Origin of the sequence: Stenotrophomonas sp. ATs4 (assembly GCF_051861585.1) — a bacterium.
In the GTDB taxonomy this organism is placed as follows: domain Bacteria; phylum Pseudomonadota; class Gammaproteobacteria; order Xanthomonadales; family Xanthomonadaceae; genus Stenotrophomonas; species Stenotrophomonas maltophilia_AS.
Window position 1 is genome coordinate 322,646 of record NZ_JBLYPK010000002.1, and the last position, 25,668, is coordinate 348,313.

General features: G+C 67.5%; 22 protein-coding genes. 11 read left to right on the forward strand and 11 right to left on the reverse strand.

Features of this window, described 5'->3' with window-relative positions; genetic code table 11:
• The first annotated feature begins 85 nt into the window (after positions 1–85).
• From ABR323_RS04615 to eptA, 4 genes are all read left to right on the forward strand, one after another.
• Entirely contained in the window at positions 86–760 is a 675-nt protein-coding gene (locus ABR323_RS04615; RefSeq protein ID WP_439448415.1) for a response regulator transcription factor, read from the forward strand.
• Positions 757–1,989, forward strand: a complete 1,233-nt coding sequence (locus ABR323_RS04620; protein WP_439448416.1) for a sensor histidine kinase — start codon at positions 757–759, stop codon at positions 1,987–1,989. The genes ABR323_RS04615 and ABR323_RS04620 overlap by 4 nt, the downstream gene beginning before the upstream one ends.
• A 58-nt stretch (positions 1,990–2,047) precedes the next feature.
• On the forward strand, positions 2,048–2,434 hold the full coding sequence (locus tag ABR323_RS04625; protein WP_439448417.1) for a diacylglycerol kinase: 387 nt from the start codon (positions 2,048–2,050) through the stop codon (positions 2,432–2,434).
• Between the two features lie 73 nt (positions 2,435–2,507).
• Positions 2,508–4,316: a phosphoethanolamine transferase EptA gene (gene eptA, locus ABR323_RS04630; RefSeq protein ID WP_439448418.1), complete on the forward strand. Its 1,809-nt coding sequence runs from the start codon at positions 2,508–2,510 to the stop codon at positions 4,314–4,316.
• Here eptA and ABR323_RS04635 read toward each other — a convergent pair.
• On the reverse strand, positions 4,220–5,140 hold the full coding sequence (locus ABR323_RS04635) for a M14 family metallopeptidase (protein ID WP_439448419.1): 921 nt from the start codon (positions 5,138–5,140) through the stop codon (positions 4,220–4,222). The two genes, eptA and ABR323_RS04635, sit on opposite strands and share 97 nt — an antisense overlap.
• A gap of 145 nt (positions 5,141–5,285) precedes the next feature.
• Here ABR323_RS04635 and ABR323_RS04640 point away from each other — a divergent pair, with 145 nt between their 5' ends.
• The 6 genes from ABR323_RS04640 to ABR323_RS04665 all read left to right on the forward strand — a co-directional run bounded on the left by ABR323_RS04640 (position 5,286) and on the right by ABR323_RS04665 (position 13,326).
• On the forward strand, positions 5,286–5,939 hold the full coding sequence (locus ABR323_RS04640) for a DUF3348 family protein (RefSeq protein ID WP_439448420.1): 654 nt from the start codon (positions 5,286–5,288) through the stop codon (positions 5,937–5,939).
• A 10-nt stretch (positions 5,940–5,949) separates the two neighbouring features.
• Positions 5,950–8,214, forward strand: coding sequence for a DUF802 domain-containing protein (locus tag ABR323_RS04645; RefSeq protein ID WP_439448421.1), 2,265 nt, complete (start codon positions 5,950–5,952; stop codon positions 8,212–8,214).
• Positions 8,211–8,849 carry an OmpA family protein gene (locus ABR323_RS04650; protein ID WP_006449800.1) on the forward strand — a complete coding sequence of 213 codons (639 nt, stop codon included), beginning with the start codon at positions 8,211–8,213 and terminating at the stop codon, positions 8,847–8,849. The genes ABR323_RS04645 and ABR323_RS04650 overlap by 4 nt, the downstream gene beginning before the upstream one ends.
• Complete coding sequence (locus tag ABR323_RS04655) at positions 8,767–9,216, forward strand: DUF2894 domain-containing protein (RefSeq protein ID WP_439448422.1); 450 nt, start codon at positions 8,767–8,769, stop codon at positions 9,214–9,216. Before ABR323_RS04650 ends, ABR323_RS04655 begins: the two co-directional genes overlap by 83 nt.
• Before the next feature lie 314 nt (positions 9,217–9,530).
• The gene (locus ABR323_RS04660; protein ID WP_439448423.1) at positions 9,531–11,849 is read left to right on the forward strand and encodes a TonB-dependent receptor; all 2,319 of its coding nucleotides are present in this window, start codon (positions 9,531–9,533) and stop codon (positions 11,847–11,849) included.
• A 19-nt stretch (positions 11,850–11,868) separates the two neighbouring features.
• Positions 11,869–13,326: an esterase-like activity of phytase family protein gene (locus ABR323_RS04665; protein ID WP_439448424.1), complete on the forward strand. Its 1,458-nt coding sequence runs from the start codon at positions 11,869–11,871 to the stop codon at positions 13,324–13,326.
• 76 nt (positions 13,327–13,402) lie between these two features.
• Here the strand turns inward: ABR323_RS04665 and ABR323_RS04670 are convergent, their stop codons facing one another.
• From ABR323_RS04670 to ABR323_RS04715, 10 genes are all read right to left on the reverse strand, one after another.
• Positions 13,403–13,849, reverse strand: coding sequence for an REP-associated tyrosine transposase (locus ABR323_RS04670; RefSeq protein WP_439448425.1), 447 nt, complete (start codon positions 13,847–13,849; stop codon positions 13,403–13,405).
• Between the two features lie 144 nt (positions 13,850–13,993).
• Positions 13,994–14,752, reverse strand: a complete 759-nt coding sequence (locus ABR323_RS04675; protein ID WP_439448426.1) for a 2,3-dihydro-2,3-dihydroxybenzoate dehydrogenase — start codon at positions 14,750–14,752, stop codon at positions 13,994–13,996.
• Positions 14,743–18,633, reverse strand: coding sequence for an enterobactin synthase subunit F (locus ABR323_RS04680; protein WP_439448427.1), 3,891 nt, complete (start codon positions 18,631–18,633; stop codon positions 14,743–14,745). The genes ABR323_RS04675 and ABR323_RS04680 overlap by 10 nt, the downstream gene beginning before the upstream one ends.
• Positions 18,630–18,896: a phosphopantetheine-binding protein gene (locus tag ABR323_RS04685; RefSeq protein ID WP_439448428.1), complete on the reverse strand. Its 267-nt coding sequence runs from the start codon at positions 18,894–18,896 to the stop codon at positions 18,630–18,632. The genes ABR323_RS04680 and ABR323_RS04685 overlap by 4 nt, the downstream gene beginning before the upstream one ends.
• On the reverse strand, positions 18,896–19,528 hold the full coding sequence (locus ABR323_RS04690) for an isochorismatase family protein (protein WP_439448429.1): 633 nt from the start codon (positions 19,526–19,528) through the stop codon (positions 18,896–18,898). Before ABR323_RS04690 ends, ABR323_RS04685 begins: the two co-directional genes overlap by 1 nt.
• Positions 19,528–21,180, reverse strand: coding sequence for a (2,3-dihydroxybenzoyl)adenylate synthase (locus ABR323_RS04695; protein WP_439448430.1), 1,653 nt, complete (start codon positions 21,178–21,180; stop codon positions 19,528–19,530). Before ABR323_RS04695 ends, ABR323_RS04690 begins: the two co-directional genes overlap by 1 nt.
• Positions 21,177–22,370 (reverse strand): isochorismate synthase, encoded by a 1,194-nt coding sequence (locus ABR323_RS04700; RefSeq protein ID WP_439448431.1) that lies wholly within the window; start codon positions 22,368–22,370, stop codon positions 21,177–21,179. Before ABR323_RS04700 ends, ABR323_RS04695 begins: the two co-directional genes overlap by 4 nt.
• A complete protein-coding gene (locus tag ABR323_RS04705; protein WP_439448432.1) occupies positions 22,367–23,563 on the reverse strand; it encodes an MFS transporter in 1,197 nt (398 codons plus the stop codon). Before ABR323_RS04705 ends, ABR323_RS04700 begins: the two co-directional genes overlap by 4 nt.
• Before the next feature lie 154 nt (positions 23,564–23,717).
• Positions 23,718–24,029 (reverse strand): DUF3817 domain-containing protein, encoded by a 312-nt coding sequence (locus tag ABR323_RS04710; RefSeq protein ID WP_439448586.1) that lies wholly within the window; start codon positions 24,027–24,029, stop codon positions 23,718–23,720.
• A 154-nt stretch (positions 24,030–24,183) separates the two neighbouring features.
• Positions 24,184–25,119: a TIGR03571 family LLM class oxidoreductase gene (locus ABR323_RS04715; RefSeq protein WP_439448433.1), complete on the reverse strand. Its 936-nt coding sequence runs from the start codon at positions 25,117–25,119 to the stop codon at positions 24,184–24,186.
• A 66-nt stretch (positions 25,120–25,185) separates the two neighbouring features.
• Between ABR323_RS04715 and ABR323_RS04720 the strand changes: the two genes are divergently transcribed.
• Positions 25,186–25,635, forward strand: a complete 450-nt coding sequence (locus ABR323_RS04720; RefSeq protein ID WP_439448434.1) for a GNAT family N-acetyltransferase — start codon at positions 25,186–25,188, stop codon at positions 25,633–25,635.
• Positions 25,636–25,668: the final 33 nt, after the last annotated feature.

Consider the following 25,668-nt stretch of genomic DNA (forward strand, 5'->3'; position numbering starts at 1 on the left):
GCCCTCACCCGCGATCCATTCAGCAAGGGCATTGGCATTCGGCCAGTGATCGGGCAGAGTTCGGCCACGCGCAAGGACGCCCGCCATGACCCGCCTGCTCATCATCGAAGACAACCCTGAGCTGGTTGCCAACCTGTATGCCTTCTTTGAACCGCTGGGCTACGTACTGGACGACGCCCGCGACGGTGCCAGCGGCCTGCGCCGGGCCACGCAGCACGACTACGACGCCATCCTGCTGGACCTGATGCTGCCGCGCCTGGACGGCATGACGCTGTGCCAGAAGCTGCGCCAGGAGTTCCAGAACCCGGTACCGATCCTGATGCTGACCGCGCGCGATCCGATCGAAGATCGGGTTCAGGGCCTTGCCCTGGGCGCGGACGACTACCTGGTCAAACCGTTCTCGCTGGCGGAACTGGATGCGCGGATCAAGGCCTTGGTGCGACGGGCACAGGGTCGCCAGGTCCAGAGCGTGCTGGCGTGGAAGGACCTGCAGGTGGACACGCGCTCACCCCAGGCCTGGCGGCAGGGCCGCTGCATTGCGCTCACACCTACGTCGCACAAACTGTTGATGTGCCTGGTGCGTGCGGCTCCTGCGGTCGTCCGCAAGCAGGAGATGGAATACCTGGTCTGGGGCGACGAGCCACCGGACAGCGGTGCGCTGCGAACACACATCCATGAGCTGCGCCTGCAGGTGGACCGCAGCTTCGACACTGCGCTGATCACCACGGTGCACAGCGTCGGCTGGCGCATGCAGGCGTGAGCCCTGCCTCCCTCTACCGCCGCCTGAGCCTGCGTACCCGCATCACGATCTCGTTCGTGCTGTTGATGGCCGGTGCGATGGGTTTCATCGTACTGGCCGAACAGGTCGACTACGACCAGGTCCGGGCCGCGGTCGTCGCGCGCACCCAGCACGGCGAAGTGCAAAGGCTGCAGGCCTTGCTGGATCGTGGCCAGCGCCCCGCCCTGCCAGCGGGGACCCAGCTGTTCGATGCCCATGACGTGCCTGTCGTTCTGCGCCAGTACGGCCCGGGCCATCACGGCGAAGAGGCGCCCAACGAGTGGCATCTGAGCGTCTTCGACAGCGGCGACCAGCGCTACTACCTGCTCGAGGACGCGACGCACTATAGCTATCTGGAGCACCTGATCAATGCCTTTGCGGCACTGGTCATTTCGATCTGCGTGCTCGGCGCCTTCCTGATCGGGCGCAAGGTAGCGACCCACGTCATCGCGCCCATCACACGATTGGCCGATGCGGTGCAGGACGGCCACAAGCCCTTTCCCTACCAGGACGCACGGGATGAGATCGGCGTGCTCGCCCGCGCCTTTGCGCTCCATAGTGACGAGCTCGAACGGTTCCTGCATCGCGAGCAATGCTTCAGCGGCGATGCCAGCCACGAGCTGCGCACGCCCTTGGCCATCATCGGTGGTGCTGCCGAAACGCTGGCCTGCCAGCTTCCGGCCGACAGCCACCTGGTTCCCAGTGCCGAGCGCATCCTGCGCACCACCCAGGAGATGCAGCGCCAGCTGGCCTGCCTGCTGCTGCTCTCACGCGCCCCCAGCACCGTGCCACGCAACGAGGTGGCACTGCGTCCGCTGATCGAATCCTGCATGGAGCGCTGCCAGCCCTGGCTTTCCGGCAAGCCAGTGATCATTGCGTTTGATGCCCTGCACGACACCGTGCTGCACACCAACGCGGACCTGGCGCACAGCATCATCTGGAACCTGCTGCGCAACGCCTGCCAGTACACCGATCGGGGCGAAGTCCGGATCACCCTCCGCGACACCGCACTCATCATCGCCGACACAGGGCCCGGCCTGCCCTCCAGTATCGACCCACAGCAGTTCGAGCGTTTCCTGCCCGGCAGCCCGCACAGTGGCGAGGGACTGGGGCTGTCCATCGTGCAGCGCATCGTCGAGCATCTGGGCTGGAGGATGACGGTGCATTCCTCGCAGCAGGGATGCCAGTTCAGCCTGGAGTGGCCCCTCTGACGGTTTCCTGACGCGCGCGTGCACATGCTGGGATGGCTCACTTCACGGCGGAACCCGCATGCAGCACCCCAAGGACAGCGGCAAGTACCCGCACGGCAAGACCGGCCTGAGCCGCATCTTCCACACCCTCATCCATTCGCGTGATGGTTTCATCGCCACCTTCCGCGGCGAGGCTGCCTTTCGTCAGCTGCTGCTTCTGCACGCGCTATTGATCATTGCAGCGTTCGTGCTGGACATCAGCAGGCTCGAACGGGCGCTGGTGCTGGCGGTCTGCTTCATCAGCCTGCTGGTGGAACTGCTCAACTCGGCGATCGAAGCGGTGGTCGATCGCATCTCTCTGGAACAGCATCCGCTGTCCAAGAACGCCAAGGACATGGGCAGCGCCGCGCAGACCACCGCACTGTTGATGGTGGGTGCTGTGTGGAGCGTGATCCTGCTGGGGTGAGCCGCCAATCCTGACAACTTCCTGATAAAGCCGTTTCAATACTGCGCGCACTCTCGTTCCGCGGAACCTGCTCGTGCGTCAATGCCTCCGTTTTCCACGGCCCCATCCGATCGTTCTGATCTGGGCCGCCGCACTGTTCTTCACCACGATTGGAAACATCGCCCTCTGGAAGACGCTGTGGGGGTTGATCGACCTCAACAGCCTGCACAGCGTGTTGTTCCTGGCCAGCCTGCCGGTGGTGCTGTTCTGCCTGTTCAACCTGATGCTGACGCCACTGCTGGCACTGCCGTTCCTGCGCAGGCCGCTGCTGATACTCCTCGTTGTCATCAGCGCCGCCTGCAGCTACTTCATGCTGCACTACAACGTGCTGATCGATCGCAGCATGGTGCAGAACGTGTTCGAGACCAACCAGGCCGAGCTGAACGCCTATCTCTCACTGCCACTGCTGTTGACGCTGCTGGCGCTGGGTGTGCTGCCCGCTGCCGGGTTGGCCCTGGTGCCCACCGCCAGCGGGGCGGGCTCGATACGTTCGCTGCTGGTGTGGCCGGCCAGCGCTCTGGCCTCATTGCTGGTGCTGCTGGCAATCGGCTTTACGTTCTACAAGGACTACTCCTCGCTGCTGCGCAACAACCGTCATATCCGTGATCAGGTACTGCCGTTGAACGTCGTGCGCCATACCCATGGTTATCTGAAAGGCCTCTACAGCACCCGCCAGCAGCCACTTCGCCCGATTGGCATGGACGCACGGCGCATACCGGGCCCGCGTCCGAAGCTGGTGATCATGGTCGTCGGCGAGACCGCTCGCTCACAGAACTTCCAACTCAACGGCTACCCACGCGCGACCAATCCCCAGCTCTCTCGCAAGGAAGACGTCATCAGCTTCAATGATGTCTCCTCATGCGGAACCGCAACGGCGATCTCGGTGCCATGCATGTTCTCGCAGATGACCCGCAGCCAGTACGATGATGTACGCGCAGCGACCGAGGAGAACGTGCTCGACATCCTGCAGCGCACCGGCATCAGCGTGCTCTGGCGCAACAACAACAATGGCGGCTGCAAGGGCGTGTGCGAACGCGTGCCGACCGAGGACATGCCCGCGCTGAAGGTGGCCGGCCAGTGCGTCAACGCCGACGGCACCTGCTACGACGAGGTGCTGCTGCATCAGCTTGGTACACGCATTGACGCCCTGAACGGTGACGCCCTGGTCGTGCTGCACCAGCTGGGCAGCCACGGCCCGACCTACTTCGAACGCTACCCGGCACAGTCGCGTGCCTTCAGCCCGACCTGCGACAGCAACCAGATCCAGCATTGCAGCAACGAGGCGCTGATCAACACCTATGACAACACCCTGGTCCATACCGACCGCATGCTGGGCAAGACCATCGACCTGCTGCAGGGCTATTCGGACCAGCGTGATGTCGCACTGATCTATGTGTCCGACCATGGCGAGTCGCTGGGCGAACGCGGCATGTACCTGCACGGTACGCCTTACTTCATCGCACCGCGCGAGCAGACTCAGGTGCCGATGGTGATGTGGTTCTCACCGGAATTCAGCCGCAACGCGGGCCTGGACCTGGCCTGCCTGCGCGACAATGCCCTGCACCGGGCGCACAGCCACGACAACGTCTTCCACTCGCTGCTGGGCCTGTTCGGGGTCAACAGCACGGTGTACCAGCGCGATCTGGATGTGTTCGCCGGTTGCCGCGCGTCGGCTTCGCCGGCTGTGGCCACCTCGCCAGCGAGGCAGCGCCGGCTGATGCCCGTCGCTGCCCGGAACGTGGCGCGTTACTGCGCCGCCAGGGCGAAATCCAGGCCCGCACACACCGCCGCCACCTGGGCGTCGTTGCATTCCTGCGGGTTGGTGCGCGGGCTGTCCGGGTAGACCTCGGTGGTGGTGGCAAAGCGTGCGTCGGTGAAGCCGGCGCAGGCGCCGATCGAACGCGACTCGCCCCAGACCACGCCCGGCGACTGCAATGGCAGGCCGACCAGGTTGCCCTCGGCGTCGGCCGGGGCGATATGGGTCACCGGGGCCACGGCGGTGATCAATGCCTTCTGGAACTCGGCCTGCGGATCTTCACTGTTGCCGATCACGTAGAAGCCATCGGGAATGGTGTCGCGCTCGAACGGCTTGCCGTCGCGGGCGCAGCGCGCCGGATCGAACTCGTGCAGGTCGCTGTCGGTGGTCTCGTGCAGGTCCAGGTGCACCAGCAGGTTCGGCTTGCGCTGGGCAACCCAGCGCATCAGCGCAGCCGCTTCCTCGATCTGGCCGCCGTCACGGAAGCTGCGGTTGGGGTCGATGGCGTCCGGGTTCCAGCGCTGGATGCGCTCGTAGCCCCACGGGCTGATGCACGGCGCCACGATCAGGTTCAGCCGGCCCAGGTAGCGTTCGGCCTGCTGTTCCAGGAACTGCAGGGCACCGTGCACGCCGCTGGTCTCATAGCCATGCACGCCACCGGTGATCAGCGCGGTCGGCAGCGCCGGGTTCCAGTCGTGGTTGACCACGGCGAACAGCGGGTAATGGTCCGGCGCATAGTCCAGCTGGCCGTACTGGATCACGTCGAAGCTGTCGTCCAGGCGCTCAAGGGCAGCCACCACGTCGTCGTGGTAGCTGCGCTGGCGTTGCTGGCGGGCCCGCCACTGTGCGCGTTCCGCGTCGCCCCAGGGCTGTCCGGGGGTGCCGATCGGGTAGAACTGCGCAACAGTCATTGGGGAACTCCAGGGGTCGAACGGATGGGTGCAGCCGGACATTCTAAGCCTTGTCGCGCCTGCGGGCGCCCCACCCCGGCCCCGCCTTCATCCAGCCGGCGTCATCTGGTTGTAAAATCAATGGTTTTTGGCCCCTCACCCCTTGATGGCGAACGCAGCGCAGCCGGTCCTGGGTGGACCGGAGTTCCTCCGCCTGCTCGCCCGTCTCAGCGACGGCGCGATGCCGGCCACCAGTCCCGCCCTGACCGATCGCCTCGGCCAGTGGGTGGACTGGAGCCGTGCCGTGGCTCTGTCCGGGGCGCTCGGCGGACGCCTGCCCGAGCCCGGCGAAGCCACCGAAGCGCTCGAGGATGTGCTGGCCGACTGCGCCCAGGCACACGCCAGCCTACTGGCTTCGATCAGTGAGGATGCCGAGGCCGAGCGCCTGCTGGACCTGGCCGAAGCCGCCGCCACACCCAACTTCGCGTCGCTGCGCCAGCGCTACCGGGTACTGCAGCAGGCCATCCAGACCGCCACTGGGCGCCTGCGGGGCCGCCTGCGCGACCAGCTGGTGCAGGTTTCGCCAGAGCTGGCGCGGCTGGCCGAGGTCGATGCGGTGATGGAACAGACCCTCACCCCGCGCGAGCACGGACTGCTGGCCACCGCGCCGGCGGTGCTCGGCGCCCGTTTTGAACGCGTGCACGGCCAGCCCGGCTGGCGCACGGCCTTCCGCCATGACATGCGCACGCTGTTGCTCGCCGAGCTGCAGCTGCGCTTCCACCCGATCGAAGGGCTGCAAGACGCCCTGCGCTCCCACTGACCGGAACACCATGTCCAGAACTGCTTTCCATGTCGTTGTTTTCCTTGTCGGCCTGCTGGCCGTGTGCTGGATCGGCATTGGCTACGTTTCGGTGCATCCGCTGGGTGCAGCGGTGGCGGCGATCATCGCGGCCTGCTACATCGCCGGTGGCGTGGAGCTGTACCGCTACCGCCAGGCCAGCAACGGCCTGCGCACCGCACTGAACGATCTGTCCAGCGCGAAGGAAAGCCTCGCTCCCTGGCTGGAGCGCGTGCCAGTGGGCCTGCGCAACGCCGTGCGCCTGCGCGTGGAAGGCGAGCGCACCGCCCTGCCCGCGCCGGTGCTGACCCCTTACCTGGTTGGCCTGCTGGTGCTGCTGGGCATGCTCGGCACGCTGCTGGGCATGATGGACACGCTGCGTGGCACCGGCTTGGCCCTGCAGAGCGCGACCGACATGGCCGCCATCCGCGGCTCGCTGGCGTCGCCGGTGCAAGGCCTGGCGGTGGCATTCGGCACCTCGATCGCCGGTGTGGCCAGCTCGGCCATGCTCGGCCTGCTGGCTGCCCTGCTGCGTCGCGACCGCCTGCAGGCCTTGCAGCAGCTGGACCGCGCCATTGCCGATGACCTGCACCCGTATTCGCAGGCCTGGCAGCGCGCCGAGTCGTTGCGCCTGCTGCAGGCACAGTCCGCGGCGCTGCCGGCGCTGGTCGACCGCCTGCAGTCGATGACCAGCGCCTTCGAACAACACAGTGCAGCCGCCAATGAGCGCCTGCTGGCCGGCCAGGCCGAGTTCCTGACCCAGAGCCAGGCCCTGCAGGAACGTCTGGCGGTCTCGCTGCAGCAGTCGCTGCGCGAAGGGGCTGAAGCGAGCGCCGCCGCCATCGGTGGTGCCCTGCAGCCGATGGCCGAGACCACGCTGGTTGGCCTGGCCCGTCACGGCGAGGCACTGCACGCCCGCGTCGAGCAGGCCGTGCAGCAGCAGCTGGCCGGCCTGAGCGACGGTTTCGAACGCAGCCGCGTTGCAACCGAGGCCAGCTGGGCCAAGGTGGTGAGTGAACAGACCCAGGCACAGCAGGCACTGGTGGGCGATCTGCGCCAGCACCTGCAGGCCTTCAGCGATGGCCAGGCCACGCATGCCGAAGCGCTGGTCACACGTATCGGCGAGCGCCTGCAGGCCGATGCACAGGACAATGCGGAGGCCTTGCGTGCCGCCGCCGAACAGCAGCAGGCCCTGAACAGCGCGCTGGTCGAGCGCCAGCAGCAGGCGCTGCTCGCAGCCGGTCAGCAGCTGGACGAGCACGCGCAGGCGCTGCTGCAGGCACTGGAGCAGCGCCACAGTGCCAGCCAGTCGCTGCTGCAGGACCACGAGCAGCAGCGCTCGCAGGACTGGCAGGCCGCACAGGCCGCCGCCTCGACCGCGCACGCCGAACTGCAGGCCAGCCTGGACAGCCGCGAACAGCAACGCCAGGCGCGCTGGGACGCGGTCAGCGCCGAACTGCAGCAGGCGCACGCCACGCTTCAGACGCAGCTGCAGGCCGGTGACGAACAGCGCCTGCAGCGCTGGAGCGATGCCTTGCAGCACGTTTCCACCGACCTGGCCGAGCGCCTGCAGGCCAACGGCGAACGCCTCGCCGCGCAACAGCAGCAGGTCTGCGACACGCTGGCCGAGACCGCACTGCAGATCGGCGAGAACGGTCGCGCGCAGGCCAGCGCCACGCTGGCCGAAGTGTCCACCCTGCTGCAGACTGCCGCCGCCGCGCCGAAGGCTGCTGCCGACGTCATCAACGAGCTGCGCAGTACGCTCTCTGAAAGCCTGGTGCGTGACAACGCGATGCTGGAAGAACGCGGTCGCCTGCTGGCCACCGTGCAGACACTGCTGGACGCGATCAATCATGCTTCGCACGAGCAGCGCACTGCCGTGGACGCGCTGGTCGGCGGTTCGGCCGAGCTGTTGGAACGCGTCGGCAACCGCTTCACCGACCATATCGCCGCCGAGACCGGCAAGCTGGACGGTATCGCCGCAGCCCTCAATGGCAGCGCCGGTGAAGTCGGCCAGCTGGCCGGCACCTTCGGCGACGCGGTCGCGCAGTTCGGCAGCGCCTCCATCGAGCTGTCCGGCCGCCTGGAACAGATTGGAGGTGCGCTGGATGCCTCGCTGGCCCGCAGCGATGAGCAGCTGGCCTACTACGTAGCGCAGGCGCGCGAGGTGGTCGACCTGAGCCTGCTGTCGCAGAAGCAGGTGATGGAAGAACTGCAGCAGCTGGCCGCGCGCCGCAGCAAGGCCGGTAGCGCATGAGCGACGAGCTGGAGGTCGACGGCGGCTCACACGCCCCGATCTGGGCCGCCTTTGGCGATCTGATGTCGGTGTTGCTGGGTGCGTTCGTGCTGATCCTGGTCGGCGTGGTTGCCGTGCAGCTGGAACTGTCGCAGCGGCTGGACCAGGAAGTGAAGCAGCGCCAGGCCGAGGCCAAACGCCTGCAGACACTGGAACAGGCACTGGCCGGCCCGTTGGCCGCCGGTCGCGTGACCCTGGTGGATGGCCGCATCGGCATCAGCGGCAGCGTGCTGTTCGCGCTGAACTCCGACCAGCTGCAGCCGGAAGGCCAGGAGCTGCTGCGCAGTCTGGCCGCGCCGCTGGCCGCCTACCTGGGCAGCCGCGAAGAGATCCTGATGGTCAGCGGCTTCACCGATGACGCGCCGGTGCGCGAAGGCAACCGTCGTTTCGCCGACAACTGGGAACTCTCCGCGCAGCGGTCGCTGACCGTGACCCGCACCCTGATCGCCGATGGCGTACCGGCTGACGCCGTGTTCGCCGCCGCGTTCGGCAGCGAGCAGCCAGTCAGCTCCAATGCGAGCGAAGACGGCCGAGCACGCAACCGCCGCGTGGAGATCGCGCCGATTCCCAAGCCCAAGGCCCCGGATGCCAAGTAAGCCGCCAGCGCTGGAGGGCCTGCGCGCACTGGTGCGCGACCTCGATGCGGGGTCGCGCTCGCTGCCGCATTACCCGCAGGTACCGATGCTGCAGCAGGTGCAGCGCGAGTGGTCGGAACTGCGCAGCGAACTGCAGGTGCGCCGCTCACTGCGCACCGAAGCCCCCGCCGACGGCGGCCCGCTGAACTCGGCGGTGCTGGTGCAGCGCATGCTGGACACGATGCAGGCGACCAGCCCCGGCTACCTGCGCCACTTCATCGACTACGTGGACACCCTGTCCTGGCTGCAGGCGCTGCAGGATGGTGCCGCCAGCGGTGGTGATAACGCGAAGCCGAAGCGCACGCGCAAGCCGCGCAACGCCGGTTGATCGCACATTGACGCCGACCACGTTCGGCGCCCCCTGGATACGACACTCCTTATCCGCGCGCCTGGTAGACGCCAACCTTGGTTGGCGCTTCACCAACGACGCGGCACATGCCAACCAAGGTTGGCATCTACCAATGCATGCGTCGGCATGCCGGGCAGGTAGCGGTGTCACCAGACAGTCATCTGTCTAGCGCACCATTTTCACGTTGACCCACGGCGCACGCAGCGCCCGCGGTCGCATCGGCTGTCTCCCCTTTCAAACTCCATGAGCTCCGCGCCCGTGCGGTGGCTCATGCCTGCCTGAGTGTCCGTAACATGACAAAGACTTTGTTGGCCGCCGCGCTGTCGATCGCGCTCGCTCCCGCGGCCTGGGCGCAGGACGCTGCCCCGGCCTCCAGCACACCCTCCGCCACCAACCTCGATGCGGTCTCGGTGATCGGCAGCGGTGAAGCGCGCCAGGTGCAGCGCATCACCCGCGAGAACCTCGACATCCTGCCGCCGGGCACCAGCCTGCAGAAGACGCTGAACCTGCTGCCGGGCGTCAACGCGCAGTCGGCCGATGCGCTGGGCACCAACGAGCAGTCGATGACGCTCAGCCTGCGCGGCTTCAACTCCACCCGTCTCGGTTACACGCTGGACGGCGTGCCGCTGGGCGATGGCGCGTACAACAACTACAACGGCCTGACCATCAACCGTGCGCTGATCAGCGAGAACATGGCCGGCGCCGAGCTGGCAGTGGGCATCGGCAGCCTCGGCACGCCGTCCACCAGCAATCTTGGCGGCACCATCTCCTATACCTCCGACCGCCCAGCCAAAGAGCTCGGTGGCCGCGTGGTGCAGACCTTCGGCAGCGATGCCAACCGCCGCACCTTCGTGCGCGTGGACAGCGGCGAGTACAACGGCTTCTCCGGCTACGTCTCCGGCATGAATGCCGTCTCCGATCTGTGGAACGACCAGACCGCCTACAACAAATCCACCACCAAGCAGTTCAATGCCAAGGGTGTGTGGAACTTCGGCCGCGGCCAGATCACCGGTTTCGTCGACACCTCGCGCACCACCCAGGCGGACTACTTCTACCTGTCCAAGGACGAGATGTCGCGCGGCCTCGGCTGGGACTGGGGCGGCTACGCGCCGGACTGGAACAAGGCGGTGGCCAAGGCCTACTGCAATACCGCCAGCCTCAACGCGAAGAGGTGCGACAACAGCGGCCCGGACAAGGATGCCGATGGTGCATTCACCGCCGGGCAGATCCTGCGCGACGACAACCTCTACTACCTGGCCGGCGACTTCTTCCTGGCCGATGGCTTCAGCCTGCGTGCCCTGGCCTACCACCACGATGACCGCGGCGAAGGCCACAACTGGAACAGCGGCGCCTGGTCGAACAAGGGCACGGCGCAGGAGATCCCGATCATCTTCCGCAACACCATCTACACCATCGACCGCGATGGCGGCACGCTGTCGTTCGACTGGGAGCTGGGCGCACATCGCATCGAAGGCGGCGTCTGGTACGAGCGCAACACCAGCAGTGCCGAGCGCTACCAGACCGCCGTGGACGGCCCGCGCGACCTGAGCGGCATGAACACCCTGCCCTCCGACGTCGGCGTGTTCGCCCAGCGCACGCGCTGGAAGACCCATCAGTTCTTCCTGAAGGACACCTGGCGCCTGCTTGATGATCGCCTGACCCTGGAGTTCGGCGCCAAGAGCCCGCATGCCACCTCCGATGCACAAGCACTGCCGGGCGACGCGAAGACGCCGATCTCGCCGACCTCGAACAATCAGTTCGCCACCGGTTCGTTGAAGGCCAGCAAGAACTTCCTGCCCAGCATCGGCGCCAACTTCCGCCTGGCCGAGCATCACGAAGTGTTCGCCAGCTACGCCGAGAACATCGCCATGTTCCAGGGCGGCTTCAAGCTGGGCCCGCAGGCGGTCAGCCAGGCCACCTGGAATGCACAGGGCAACCTGAAGCCTGAAGAGTCGCGCTCGCTGGAAGCCGGCTACCGCTTCGTCACCGATACCCTGCAGGCCTCGATCGCGGCCTACAGCGTGCGCTTCGACAACCGCCTGCTGCAGTACAACCCCTGCGACTCGCGCCAGCCGGTCGGCCCGACCTGCGGCAACCGCTTCTACAATGTGGGCGGCGTCGACAGCCGAGGCGCCGAGCTGACCGTGCTGTGGACCCCGAACGAGCACTTCAGCTGGTACACCTCGGCGTCGCTGAACCGTTCGACCTACGCCTCCAACTACGTGCAGGCCGGTGTCGAGCAGCAGATCAAGGGCAAGATCCAGACCGACACGCCCAAGCAGCTGCTGGCCACGGAGATCACCTGGCGTGACAACGGCTGGTTCGCCAGCCTGCGCGGCAAGTACACCGGCGAACGCTTCTACACCTACACCAACGACCAGGGCTTCGGCGGCTTCACCGTGTTCGACCTGGCCGGCGGCTATGACTTCGGTCAGGTCGGCTTCGCCAAGGGCATGCGCCTGTCGTTCAACGTGACCAACCTGACCAACAAGCGCTACGCCAGCAACCTGGATTCGAGCGTGTTCGCACCCAGCGACCCGGCCGGCAAGCTGTATGTGTTCCATGCCTCGGCACCGCGCCAGGTGTTCGGTACGATCGACCTTCGCTTCTGATCGCCCCCGGAGTCCACCGATGCTCGCAACCGCCCTACTGCTGGCCACCCTCTCCGCCAGCGGATACTCCGCTCCGCACGAGGCCGCTGGCGCACCGCCACGCACCCTGCAGCTGGGCGATCGTACCTATGTGGACAAGGGCCTGGTCGCCGCCGGGCGGCTGCCCGCGGGCACGGTGGACTTCCTTGGCGATACGCTGGGCTCGTTCTCGTCGCTGGCGGTGCAGCCCGGCACCTGGAAGCGCACCGCCAGCGGCTATGAAGGCGTGCTGTGGACCCTGCCCGACCGCGGCCGCAATGATCCCGAGGCCGGCATGTTCTACGACTACACCGGCCGCGTGGAGCGCATGCAGCTGCGCATCGACATCTCCCCGGGCACGCCTGCGCTTGGCACGCTGACGATGGTGCCCGACAAGGGCGTGGTACTGAAGGATTTCAACGGCCAACCGTTCACCGGTGCGGACCCGGGTGACCACACGGTCACGCAGCGCGATGTGGTGCTGCCCTCGCCCGCCAGCGGCCCAGGCGCGGGCAAGGTCTCGCTGGATGCGGAGTCGCTGCAGTTCACCGCCGATGGTCACTTCTATGTCGGCGACGAGTACACCGCCAACGTTTACTACTTCGATGCGCAGGGTCAGCTGCAGGGTGTGATCGTGGCACCGCCTGCGATCCGTCCGCAGCGCGAAGGCAAGCCGGCGTTCGGTTCGCTGGCGCCACCGCAGACCGGCCGCCGCAACAACCAGGGCGTGGAAGGCATGGGCCTGTCACCCGACGGCACCCGCCTGTTCGTGGCCCTGCAGAGCGCCACGCTGCAGGACAGCGCGCAGGGCAACGCGGCGGGCCGCATCAACACCCGCGTACTGGTCTACGACGTGACGGCCTCGCCGACGCCACCGCAGCCGATCGGCCATTACGTGATGGCCCTGCCCACCTACGCGCACGACGGCAAGGGAAAGCTGGACCGCACCGCCGCGCAGAGCGAGCTGCGCGCACTGGACGACCATCGCTTCCTGCTGCTGGCCCGCGACGGCAACGGCCTGGGCAAGGACGGCGATGACCCGATCGTCTACAAGTCGGTGCTGGTGGTGGATGTGGCCGAAGCCAGCAACCTGGCGGGAAGCAACTATGAGTCCGGTACGGCCTCGGTGCTGGCCGACCCGGCGGGTACCGTGTTGAAGGACGGCATCGTGCCCGCACGCAGCGACGAACTGCTGAACCTGCTCGACCGCCCGCAGCTGGCCCGCGCCGGGCTGGATCTGGACACAAAGCGCGGCCCACATGCTGGGCTGCTCTCGGAAAAGTGGGAAGCCATGGACGTGCTGCCGGCACTGGACCCGCAGCACCCGAACGACGTACTGCTGCTGATCGGCAACGACAACGACTTCATCGCCCGCCATTGCCGCATGCAGGGCGAATCCTGTGACAGCGCGTACGACAACGACAACCGCGTACTGGTGTACCGCCTCACGCTACCCTGACTGCAACGGGTAGTGCCGGCCGCTGGCCGGCAATCGCCATATTCGAAGGCCTGGTAGTGCCGGCCGCTGGCCGGCATCACAACCAGACCGACCACGCATACGGATACTCGCCAATCTGCCCAGCAAGACCGGCGCGTACCGGATTCCCCAGGATGTACAGCGCTTGCCGCGCCAGCGACTCCTCGGCCCTCACGGCATGATCGAAGTAGCCGGGCTGCCACACCGTACTTCGACACGCCGCCAGGCGATTCAGGGCAAGCGCGCTAGACGACTTCATCCGGCGTGCGATGTCTGGAAGGTGAGCTGCGCGCAGCTCGAGCATCCAGTGGACGTGATCCGGCATCACGACCCACGCGAGTGACTGCACGAGCCCTTGCTGTTCGATGTAATGGAACTGGTCGATTACACATGCCACTGCAGCTTCGCATTCAAAGAGCCGGCGGCGTTGATGTGTGGCGGTTGTCAGAACGTAGGCCTGGCCGATGCTCGAGCGACGGCCCAGGCGAAGGCGATGGCTGCTCATGTCCCATGGTGAGTCGATCATTGGGCGTTGGCTGTCAGGCCGTGCCTCGATGGGTGTTGGGAGATTTCTGAAGTTGAATGAGGCTGCCGGCCAGCGGCCGGCACTACCAGGGATCATGGATTGCCGGCCAGCGGCCGTCGGGGCTCAGCCGCGCAGGGTGGCGCCGCCGTCCACGTACAGGTCACTCATCGCCACGTGCCCGGCCTGCTCGGAGAGCAGGAACATCACCGAGTGCGCGATGTCCTCGGGCGTAGCGAGTTTGCGCAGCGGAATGCCGGCCTTGTAGGTCTCCAGGTTGCCGGCGATTACCCGCTCGGCACCGTGCTCGTCCTGCCACATGCTGGTCTGCATCGGGGTCAGCGTCGATCCCGGGGCGACGATGTTGCAGCGGATGCCGAGCGGCGCCAGTTCCAGCCCCAGGCAGCGAGTGAACATGGTGGCCGCGGCCTTGGACGCGGCATACGCCGCCATGCCGTGCCGCGGTACACCGGCCGCGTTCGAGCTGACCGCGACGATGGCACCCTGCCTGCGCGGTGACATCACCCGCGCCAGCGCACGCCCGACATGGAACACGCCATCGGCATTGACCGCGAATACCCGACGCCAGTCGTCGTCGGTGGTCTCGGTCACGCCACCCACATGCAGCACCCCGGCCACGTTGGCGGCCAGCGCGATTGGCCCGATGCTGGACTCTACCCGGCCCATCAGCGCGTCCACAGCTGCACTGTCAGTCACGTCGAGTGCGAGCGACGTCACCCGGGTATCGGCCACGCGCGGCGCCTCGCGATCAGTCGCCACCACGGTGCAGCCGGCCTCGGCCAACAGCCGTACCAGTGCCTCTCCGATGCCACCGGAGGCACCGGTCACCAATACCACGCGGCCTTCAAAACCGGTCAACTGCATGTTGCGTTCTCCTGTTGCTCATCCCATTGGCGCAACCGCGCCGACAACCACGGCGCCAGCTGCGCCACCGCATCGCGCCCGGTCAGTTCTGCGTGCAGGAACGGCAGTTCCAGCGCCTGCACCTTGCGCGCGTGGGTCCGCCACAACGCCGACTGCAGCTGTGGCCGCGCCTGGTGATCACGACCCGCACGCACATGCACCAGCGTGCCGTCGAACGGTTGGTGGATGTGTTCGCGGATCAGTCGATTGGTGCCGGTCACTGCGCGCACCACGCCATCGAGCACCACATCCGGCAGGCTGCCAAGTGCACTGCCGCCACGTCGCAGGAACGCCAGAATGCGTTCACGGCTGTCGAGTTCCGGATGCGCATCCGGGTCATGACCGGCAATCGCCAGCAGTGCCCGCAATGCGGCGATGGCATCGGGTTCCGGCTCGGCCCGCCAGCACTCGCTGGGATAAGCGTCCAGCAGTACCAGCTCGCCGACGTCGCGGCCGATCTCATGCAGCCGCACCGCCATCGCCTGGGCCAGGATGCCACCCACCGACCAGCCCAGTAGATGCACCGGCCCCTTCGGCTGCAATGCGACCACGCGCTGTACGTAGTCGTTGGCCATCGCCTCGATGCTGCTCGGCAGCGGCTGCCGCGCGTCCAGTGCCGGCGACTGCAGGCCGTACACCGGGCGTGCCGGCTGCAGTGCCCGGGCCAGGGTGCGGTAGTTCCAGGCGATGCCGCCGGCCGGGTGCAGCACGAACAGCGGCGTGGGCCCGGCGGCGTCGGTCGCAGCCAATGCGATCACCGGCCCCAGTGCGTGATCGGCCAGCGCGGGCGGTTCGGCAATACGAACCGCAAGCGCGGCCACGGTGGGCTGCGCAAACAAAGCACCCAAACCCAGATCGCAGCGCCAGCGCTGCTCGATCGCCAGCAGCAGGTGCACCGCCGACAGCGAATCACCGCCGAGACTGAAGAAATCCGCATCCACCGCCACCGGCGCCTCACGCCCAAGCGCCTGGGCAAACAGCAACGCCAGTTCCTGTTCCAACGGCGTGCGCGGCGCCAATCCGGCAACTTCATGTTGCGGTGGCTTCGGCAACGCGTTGCGGTCTAGCTTGCCGTTGGCGGTGACCGGCCAGTGGTCCACGCCGACAAACGCCGAGGGCACCATGTAGTCCGGCACACGGGTTGCCAGGTGGCTGCGCAGCGTCACGGCGTCGGCAAGCACGGTTGGCACATAGGCCACCAGCCGGGCATCACCCGGCGCGTCCTGGCGCAGCAGCACTTCCACGCGCTCCATGCCGGGCAGTTCACGCAGTGCCGCCTCGATCTCACCCAGCTCGATGCGCAGGCCGCGCAGTTTCACCTGATGGTCACTGCGGCCGAGATACTCGACCGCACCATCGCGGCGCCAACGGGCTACGTCGCCGGTGCGGTAGATGCGCTCGTCCGCCAGGAACGGATCCGCAAGGAAACGCTCGGCAGTCAGCTCATCGCGACCGAGATAGCCGCGTGCCAGCTGCACCCCGCCCAGGTACAGGTCACCGGCCACACCGACCGGCACCGGCTGCATCCGGGCGTCCAACACGTACAGGCGGGTATTCCAGACCGGGAACCCGATCGGCACCGGCCGCGAACGATCCTGCGCCGACGCCGGCCAGTAGCTGACATCCACCGCAGCTTCGGTCGGGCCATACAGGTTGTGCAGTTCTGCGTGCACGCGCGTGTGAAAACGGTCGCGCAACGCGGCGTCCAGCGCTTCGCCACTGGTGAATACCCGGCGCAGCTGCAGCCCCGCCGAGGCCGGCGCAGCCAGGAAGGCATCGAGCATCGACGGCACGAAATGCGCCGTGGTGATGCCATGGTTACGGATCAACCGCGCCAGTTCGGTGGGATCGCGGTGCGCTTCCGGCCCGGCGACGACCAGCGTGGCCCCGCACAGCAGCGGCAGGAAGAATTCCCAGACCGAGACATCGAACGTGGCCGGGGTCTTCTGCAGCACGCAGTCATCGGCACGGATGCCGTAGTGCTCGCGCATCCACAGCAGCCGGTTGACGATGGCGCTGTGTTCGACGACCACGCCCTTGGGTTCGCCGGTCGAACCGGAAGTGTAGATCACATAGGCCGCATCGCTGGGCGCAGGATCGGCCCACGGTGCTGCGAAACTCAACGCGGTCCACTGCTCCGGCGCAAGCACCGGCACACCGGCCATGCGCGCCGATACGTCCTCCGCAGCCATAACGCACACCGGCTGCGCCGAGGCGAGAATACGCGCCAGCCGCTCGTCGGGATGGGCAAGGTCCAACGGCAGGTAGGCGGCTCCGGCACGCAGCACCGCCAGCAGCGCGATCACCAGCTCCAGCGAGCGCGGCAATGCCACCGCCACCACGCTGCCCGGGCCGACATCCATCGCCCGCAGCTGTGCCGCCAGCGCGAAACTGCGCGCCTCCAGTGTTGCGTAGTCCAGCGTAGTGTCGCCGAACACCAGCGCTGGCGCGTGCGGATCCCGATCCATGCCCTGCTGCAGCAGTTCGACCAGAGTCGTCTGCGGCAGCGCGTGCGCGGTGGCATTGAAGTCCTGCAGCACCTGCTGCGCGTCCTGCGGCGTCGCCAGAGGCACGGCTGCGATATCGTCAGCCTGCAGTGCCGCCGACACGAAATGCAGCAACCGCGCCGCGTGCGCCTCGACATCCTCGCGACTGTACAGCGCGGGATTGGCCTCGATCTCCAGGTGCAGCAGACTCTGGCCATCGCCACGGAAGCCCAGCGTCAGATCATCCACCGGCCCGGTGCACAGCACCTCCAGCGTCGCCTGCACGCCCGTCAGCGCCAGTGGCTTGTAGAACGGCTGTACATTTACCAGCGGACCGTGCAGGCGCTGCTGCGCGCCCACCAGACCCAGGTCCCGGCGCAGCTGCTCGCCGCGGTAACGCCCGTGCTTGCGACCCTGGCTGAGCTGCCGGCCCAGGCCGCAGGTAAAGGCCTCGACGCTGCCCTCGCCGGCCGCCACGCGCAGCGGCAACACATTCATCACCATCGCCGGCACCCGCGCCGACGCGTTGCCGAGCCGCCCCATGTAGGGCACGCCCAGCACTACTTCATCGGCCGCGCTCATCCGCCGCAGGTACTCGGCCGACAACGCGGCCAGCACATCCGGCCAGGGCTGCAGCCAACGTACCGAAGCGTGTAACAGCTGCTCACGGAATGCCGCATCGAGCGGCTGCACCCAGCGCAGCGCGTCGTCACTGGCCGCGAGCGTACCGGCCAGGCCGACGCCCGCCGGTGCGCCCTGCATATGCTCGCGCCACCACTGCCCGGCCTGCGTGCGGCGCGGGTCGGCACGATAAGCGGCATCATCGGCCAGCACGCCCGTCAGCCCCGGTAGTGGCTCACCCGTACGACCGGCATACAACGCGCACACGCGATCAGTGAACAACGCCATGCCGTAACCATCGGTGGCCAGATGATGCACGCGCAGGTACCAGACCCAGCACTGCCCGCCCAGCTCAAGCAGCACCTGCTGGCTGATCCGGTCGCGGGTGGGGTCGACCGGGCTCAACCGGTCAGCGCGCATCAGGCTGCGTGCGGCAGCGGCGGCATCCGCCTCGGCGGAAACATCACGCACCGAAAGCAGTGGCACGTGTGCTGGGTCATGCCACTGCAGCGGCTGGCCATCGGCCCCTTCAGCAAAGCGCAGTGCAAAGGCCTGGGCCTCGCCCGCAGCCTGGTCTGCCGCTGCAACGAACGCGGCCACGTCCAGCGGGCCGTCGATCCACACCGCGTGCGCGGTATTGAATGACGGGTTGTCCGGTGCCAGCCGCTGTGCGAACCACAGTCCAGCCTGGGCCTCGGTCAATGCCACCGGCGTGGCCAGCGCGACGGCGTTCATGCGTTCTGCGCGGCCTGCAGCGTCTGCAGCGTCTGCACCACGTTCCACCACTGGCGCAGCGTGGTGTGTTCGGCCAACTGCGAGAACTCAATCGGCAGGCCGGTGTTGCCCCAGGCCAGGACCAGGCCGAGCATGCGCATCGAGTCCAGGTCCAGGTCGATCAGGTTGTCGTCGTCACCGATCTCGGCTGGCGTGCACTCCAGCACGCGCGCCACGTCGGCACGCATGCGCTCCAGATCCAGCACCTCACCCGTAGCAGCCATCACAGCACCTCCAGCAGCTGGTCGGTGGTCATTGGCACCCCGCAGGTTCGTGCGATCCAGTGCAGTGCCTGATCGTGATCGGCGCGCGAGAAGTCCGCAACCGCATCGGCGGCGATGAAGGCCTCGATATCACGCTGGAAGGCCTCGACCACGGTCGCGGTGCAGCCGATATGCGCGTAAACGCCGGTCACCAGCAGCTGGTCGCGCCCACGTACCCGCATCAGCGTCTCCAGGTTGCTGCGCTGGAACGCGCTGTAGCGGTGCTTCACCAGCACGTGCTCGCCCGGCTGGGGTGCCAGTGCTTCGATGATCGGTTCGTGGTCGGCGCTGCGGCGCATGCCCGGCCCCCACAGGTCGGCCTGCAGGCCACGGTCACGCCGGTCCTGGTCGCCATGCTGGGCGGTGTAGAACACCGGAATGCCGTGCGCACGGCAATGCGCCAGCAGCCGTGCGATGTTGTCCACGGCCGGCTGCAGCGGCGCGTTGCCAGCGTCGAATGCGGCCAGGAAGTAACGCTGCATGTCGTGCACCAGCAGCGCGACACGATCGCGCTGGGGGCGCCACGGGCCGCGCGCCTGCGGGAGTTCAGCGGCGGTCGGCAAGGGGTAATCGGTGATACGGGGCAGCGCCATCAGCGCGTTCCTCCTGTCTGTTGCAGATGACGCGCACGCAGCTGCGCGCGCAGTTCGCGGCGACTGATCTTGCCGACCGCAGTGGTATCGAAGCTGACGACGAACACGATCTGGTCCGGCACCTTGAACGCCGCCAGGCCGCGCCCGCGCATCCAGGATTTCAGCGCCGGCGCCTTGAACGGTTCGCCCTGCGGAATCACGAAGGCGCAGCTGCGCTCGCCCAGATACTCATCGGGAATGGAGACCACGGCGGCGTCGAACACGCCGGGGTGGGCCAGCAGATGATCTTCAATCTCTTCGGCGGAGATCTTCTCGCCGGCGCGGTTGATGTGGTCACCCGCACGCCCTTGCACCACCAGGTAGCCTCCGGGCAGCTGCTGCACACGGTCGCCGGTGCGATAGAAGCCGTCGTCGGTGAACGATCGCGCATTGGCCACCGCATCGTTGTGGTAGCCACGGATGGTGTACGGGCCACGGGTGAGCAGATGCCCCACCTCGCCTTCGGCCACCGGCTGGTCATGGTCATCGACCACGCGTACTTCATCATCCGGACTGATCGGCCGGCCCTGGCAGGCCACGATCAGTTCCTCCGGATCATCCAGCCGCGTGTAGTTGACCAGGCCTTCGGCCATGCCGAACACCTGCTGCAGCGTGCAGCCAAGACCGTCGATCACCCGCCGTGCGGCTTCCGGCACCAGTTTGGCGCCGCCTACCTGCAATACCTGCAGGCTGGACAGGTCGTGCTTGCTCGTAGCCGCGGCCTGCGCCCACAGCAGCGCCAGCGGCGGCACCAGTCCACAGCAGGTCACCTGTTCACGGGCGATCAGCGGGAAGGCCGCATCCGGCCCGGGGCCGGGGCTGAGCACCACACGGGCACCGGCATACAGCGCGCCGAAGAAACCGGGCGAGCTCATCGGGAAATTGTGTGCGGCCGGCAGCGCGACCAGGTAGACGCTGTCGCGGTCGATGCCGCAGAGGTCATTGCTGGCACGGAACGAATAGATGTAGTCGTCGTGCGTGCGCGGGATCAGCTTGGACAGCCCGGTACTGCCACCGGAAATCTGCAGGAACGCCACCGACTGCGGGTCCGGATCGGCCGGCAGCTGGCTGCGATCACCCTGCAGTGCGTCCAGCGCGATGAACTCCGCCGCATTGCCGTCGATCACCACATGGCGAACTGCCGGCACTTCGGCCTGCAGCGCGCGCGCCAGCCCGCGATGATCGAAGCCATCGTGCAGTTCGGTGGTGATGTAGGCACTGGCTTCGGCCTTGTTGGCAAAGTGCACGAGCTCGGTGATGCGATGCGCCGGCAACGCGTACACCGGCACCAGCCCGGCGCGGAACAGGCCGCAGACCGTGGTGACGAAGCCTGCGGTGTTGCCCAGCTGCACCAGCACCCGTTCGCCGGGTTGCAGGCCCAGCGTCAGCAGGCCGGCACCGATCCGCCCGGCCTCGTGCCACAGCTGTGCATAGCTCAGGCGGACATCACCGGCGACCACCGCGATGTCGTCGGCATAGCGTTCCGCACGTTCGCGCAGGAACGCCGGGAAGGTCTCGCCACGCCAGTGCCCGGCCTCGCGATAGCGGGCGATCAGGTCATCAGGCCACACCTGCTGCAGTGGCAGGCGGGAAGAGTCAGTGGAGGTAGTCATGCGGCAGGCTCGATGGCGGGCGCGGATTCATGGACACCCAGCGCGTTCAACAGGGCAGCGAACTTCGCTGCGGTTTCGGCCACTTCGGCCTCGGGCTGCGAGTCGGCGACGATGCCAGCGCCGGCATACAGGCGCAGCTGGGTACCCTGCAGGCGCGCGCAGCGGATCGCCACGTACCAGTCGCCGTCACCCTGTGCGTCCAACCAGCCCACGGCGCCGGCATAGAAGCCGCGCGGCACCGGCTCCAGTTCGCGGATGCGCTGCAGCGCCGCCAACCGCGGCGTACCGCAGACCGCCGGCGTGGGGTGCAGCTGCGCCAGCAGTTCGGCGGCCGGCGTCTGCGGATCCTTCAGCGTGGCGTGGATGCGGGTTCCCAGATGCCACATGCTGGCGGTGGCATGCAGCACCGGGCGCGGCTGTGCATCGATCTGGCTGCAGTACGGTGCAAGGCCCTCGACGATGGCTTCGACCACATGGCGGTGCTCGTCGTGGTCCTTGGTCGAGGCCAGCAGCGCCTGCGCGGCACGCTCGTCCTCGGCGGCATCGGCGCTGCGCCGTGCGGAACCGGCCAGCGGATGCGACAACAGTTCGGCGCCACGCTTGCGCAGCAGCAGTTCCGGGGTCGCCCCCACCAGCCACGCCGGCGCCTGGCCCAGCTCCACCGGCAACGGCACCGCGTAGGTCGCCACCGAAGGATCCGCGCCCAGGCGTGCCAGCAGCACGTCCGGGGACAGCGCCTGGCGGGTGTGCGCCAGCAGGCTGCGCGCCAGTACCACCTTGTGCAGGTTCTGCTCGGGCGCACGCAGGACCTGCACCGCCGCGGCAACCGCTGACGCATAGTCCTGCGGCGCAGGCTCGGCCTTCAGGGCACCGTCCAGCGGCGGTGCGGCCTGCGGCTGCAGTGCCAGCGCCGGCAGCAGGCGCTCGGGCTGGTACAACGCATCGTCCGCACGCGGTTCGAACGGCACCGCGCCAACCAGCAGGCCCGGGCCGCCACGCTGTTGGGCAAAGAATTCCGAGACGCGCTCTGCCAACGTCGCCAGTGCACCGGCCGGCAGCGCGGCGCGGCAACCGCGTGCGTGCACGTGCTGGCCAGCGTGCTGCAGCAGGAACAGCGACGCGTCGTCGGTGCTCTCCAGCGCTGCTGACGCAGTCTCCGGCCACGTGCCCTGCATCAGGGAATCGTTCATGGGGTCTCCTTCATCCGATGCGCTGCGGCCAGCGCGCACAGCAACAGCAGCAGCGCGCCCACCAGCAGGTAAGGCAGGCTGGGCCCGCCGCGATACAACAGCGTGCCGAGCATCGGCCCGGCCACCATGCCCAGCCCCTGCGCGGCCGCCACGGTGCCGGCGGCGGCGCCCTGCTCGTGCGCCTCCACCGCATCGGCGGCCAGCGCCTGGAACGAAGGGAATACGAAGCCCATGCCGAATGCGGCCAACGCATACGCCGCCGGCAACTGCCAGGCCTGCTGCACGCCCGCCACCGAAGCAAAGCCGATGCCGGAAATGAGGGCGCCGAGGACGATCCAGCGGCGTGGGTGTACCTCCAATTTCATCACCAGCGCCTGCGCCAGGATCAGGCCGACGCCGACTGCGGTGAGTGCAATGCCGGCCATGCGCGCGCCCGCAGCCGCATCCAGGCCCAGGCGATCAATCGCGAAGAAGCCAACCGTCACCTGCGCGATGGTCACCGAAACCATGGCGATGAACGCTGCCAGCTGCGGCAGGCGCAACCGCGCGTCGAGGCGACTCATCGGCGCCCGGCGCTGTGCGGACGCGCCCTCCACGGGCGCTGTAGCCGGCAGCCGCCAGGCCAGCAATGCCAGCGCCAGCAGCGGCAGCAGCGCGGCCACGTACAGCGCCAGCGACAGGTTCGTGTAGGCCAGCCAGCCTGCGGCGGCCGGGCCGAGCACCATGCCCAGCGCGTTGGCGCTGCCCAGGCGGGCGAGGAATTTCGCACGCTGTCCGGTCGGTGCCTTGTCGGCGATCAGCGCAGCTGCGGTAGGAGGTACCGCCGCGTAGAACAGGCCGATCAGGCCACGCGCACCGACCAGCACCAGCACCGATACCAGAACGGGTGGCACCGCCTGCAGGGCAACGTCGATGAACACTGCCAGCGCGATGTAGACCACGGTGTAGGCACTCATCGCCAGCATCAGTACGCGCTTGCGGCCGATGCGGTCGCTGAGCTGGCCCCAGGGGCGCGCAGCCAGCATCCACAACACGCCCGCGGCGGTGACCGACAAGCCGGCATGCCACTCGGACAAGCCGAGCATGCGGACCACTGGGCCGATCACAGCGACGAAGGACATCATCGCCATGGTGCCGATCAGGGCAGCCAACACCAACGCCGGCAAGCCGGGAACGACGGGACGTGCGTGCATGGAACACCAGCCGTAACAGGAAAGGATTGGCCGGGCGCGTCTACACGCCCCGCCCGGCATCCGTCCTACTCAGGACCGAACGCCATCCTCAAATGATAACGGCTCGTATTTGCATTTGATACCCATTCTCTTGAATGGGCATGCAACAGTAGGTTCAGCGCATTGCACGCAGGCCCAACAGGCCACGGCGCTTGAACCACCATTCCAGCGGCAGCGTCACCAGCGGCGGGATCGCCGCCAGCAGCGCCAGGGCACTGGCCCACCACGGCCAGCGCAGGCGCACTGCCACAAACAGGGTGACTGCCACATAGACCAGGAAGGCCACGCCGTGCAGCGGCCCGAACAGCTTCACCAGCGCGACGTTGGCCATGGGGCCGTACTTCATCCACATGCCGATGAGCAGGCCGGCCCAGGTCACAGCCTCGATGAAAGCGACCGCGGCGAACAGGCGTCCGGTCGGGTGCATGGGGGAACGTTGGGTCACGCGGGGCTCCGGCATCGGGGTATCAAATGCGAATGATACGCAGATGCGAACGTTCCGGACACCGGCGGGTAGCGCCGGGCCATGCCCGGCGAGCGCAGCGGCGGCAACGATAGGGCGTGTCCACCAAGGTGGACACCTACCGGAGCATATGCGGCAGAACCTGCTCACCAATCTCGCGCAGCACCGCGTCCATCGGTCGCCCGTTGTCGACCAGATTGAACATCACATGCGCCACGCCCTGCGCATGCACGCGCAGCAGATAGTCACGCAGGCCATCGCGGCCGACCTTCAGGCCCAGCGGGAGCGGCGCGGCTGGCGCCTGCGGATCCGCCTGCAGATCCAGCACCATCGACTGCACGAACGGCTTGCCTGGTCCACCGCGCTGCACCAGCGCCTGCTGCCACAGGCCGATGCGTCCTTCCTGCGCGGCCTCCTCGCGGTGATAGGTGGCCCAGCCTTCGGCCTCGCGCGCGATCCACTGCAGGCTCTGCCGCGCGGTACCCACCACCAGCATCGGAATGCGCGCTGCCGGCGCCGGCAGCACGTCGAAGCCACCCGTCGCCTGCAGTACGGCGGTCCGCTCATCGGCCTCCGGTGACAGCGCCGCCCGCAGCAACGTCCAGCGTTCCCGGAACGTCGCCGCCCTGCCCTCCAGATCCTCGCCGAATGCGGCGAATTCTTCCGGGCGGTCACCCGAACCCAGGCCCAGTACGAAGCGTCCGCCGCTGATCCGGTCCAGGCTCAAGGCCGACTTCGCCACCTGCAGCGGCTGACGCAATGGCAGCACGATGGCTGCGCTGCCGACCACGATGCGTTCGGTCGCGGCAGCCAACATGCCCAGCCACAGGAACGGCTCATCCAGCGCGCTCGCTGTCGCGTCCGGACCCTGCGGCACCATCAACGGCACGTCGCGCGTCCACAACGCGGCAAAGCCCAGGTCATCGGCCAATCGCGCGATGCGTCGCGCCTCGTGCGGATCGGCCAGCCCATGCGACGCCACCGGCGTCATCAGGCCCAGGCTCAGGCCCTGTTGCGGAAACAAGGCCGCGTAAGCAGGATTGAAATCACTCATGCCGCCAGCTTAGCGTGCAGGCCTGCGGCGACGATGACGTGCCGCCCACCACCGGAAGAACACTGCATGCCGAAGATTCGCCCTGCCCACGCCGATGACCTGCCCGCGATCAGCGCGGTGTGCCTGGCTGCGTTCAATGCGGCGGTCGCGCCTTCGCTCGGCGCGGCCGGCATCGCCACCTTCGTCAGCGTCGCCGCTGCCGAAGCGTTCGGCGCGCGCCTGCAGGGCGACAACCACATCCTGGTGGCCGAGCAGGACGGCCACATCGTCGGCATGATCGAACTGAAGGAAGGCCGGCATCTTGCGATGCTGTTCGTCGATCCCGCCTGCCAGGGCCAGGGCATCGGCCATGCCCTGTTCGAAGCGGTGCTCCCGCAGGTGCGCGAGCCGGTCCTGAGCGTGCGCGCCTCGCTCAATGCAGTACCGACCTACCTGCGCTATGGCTTCGTGCTGGACGGCGACGTCGGCGAGTTCAATGGGCTGGTGTATCAGCAGATGGTGCGGGCAGCGGCCTGAGGGCATCCGCCCGGCAATGCCCGGCGGGCGTCA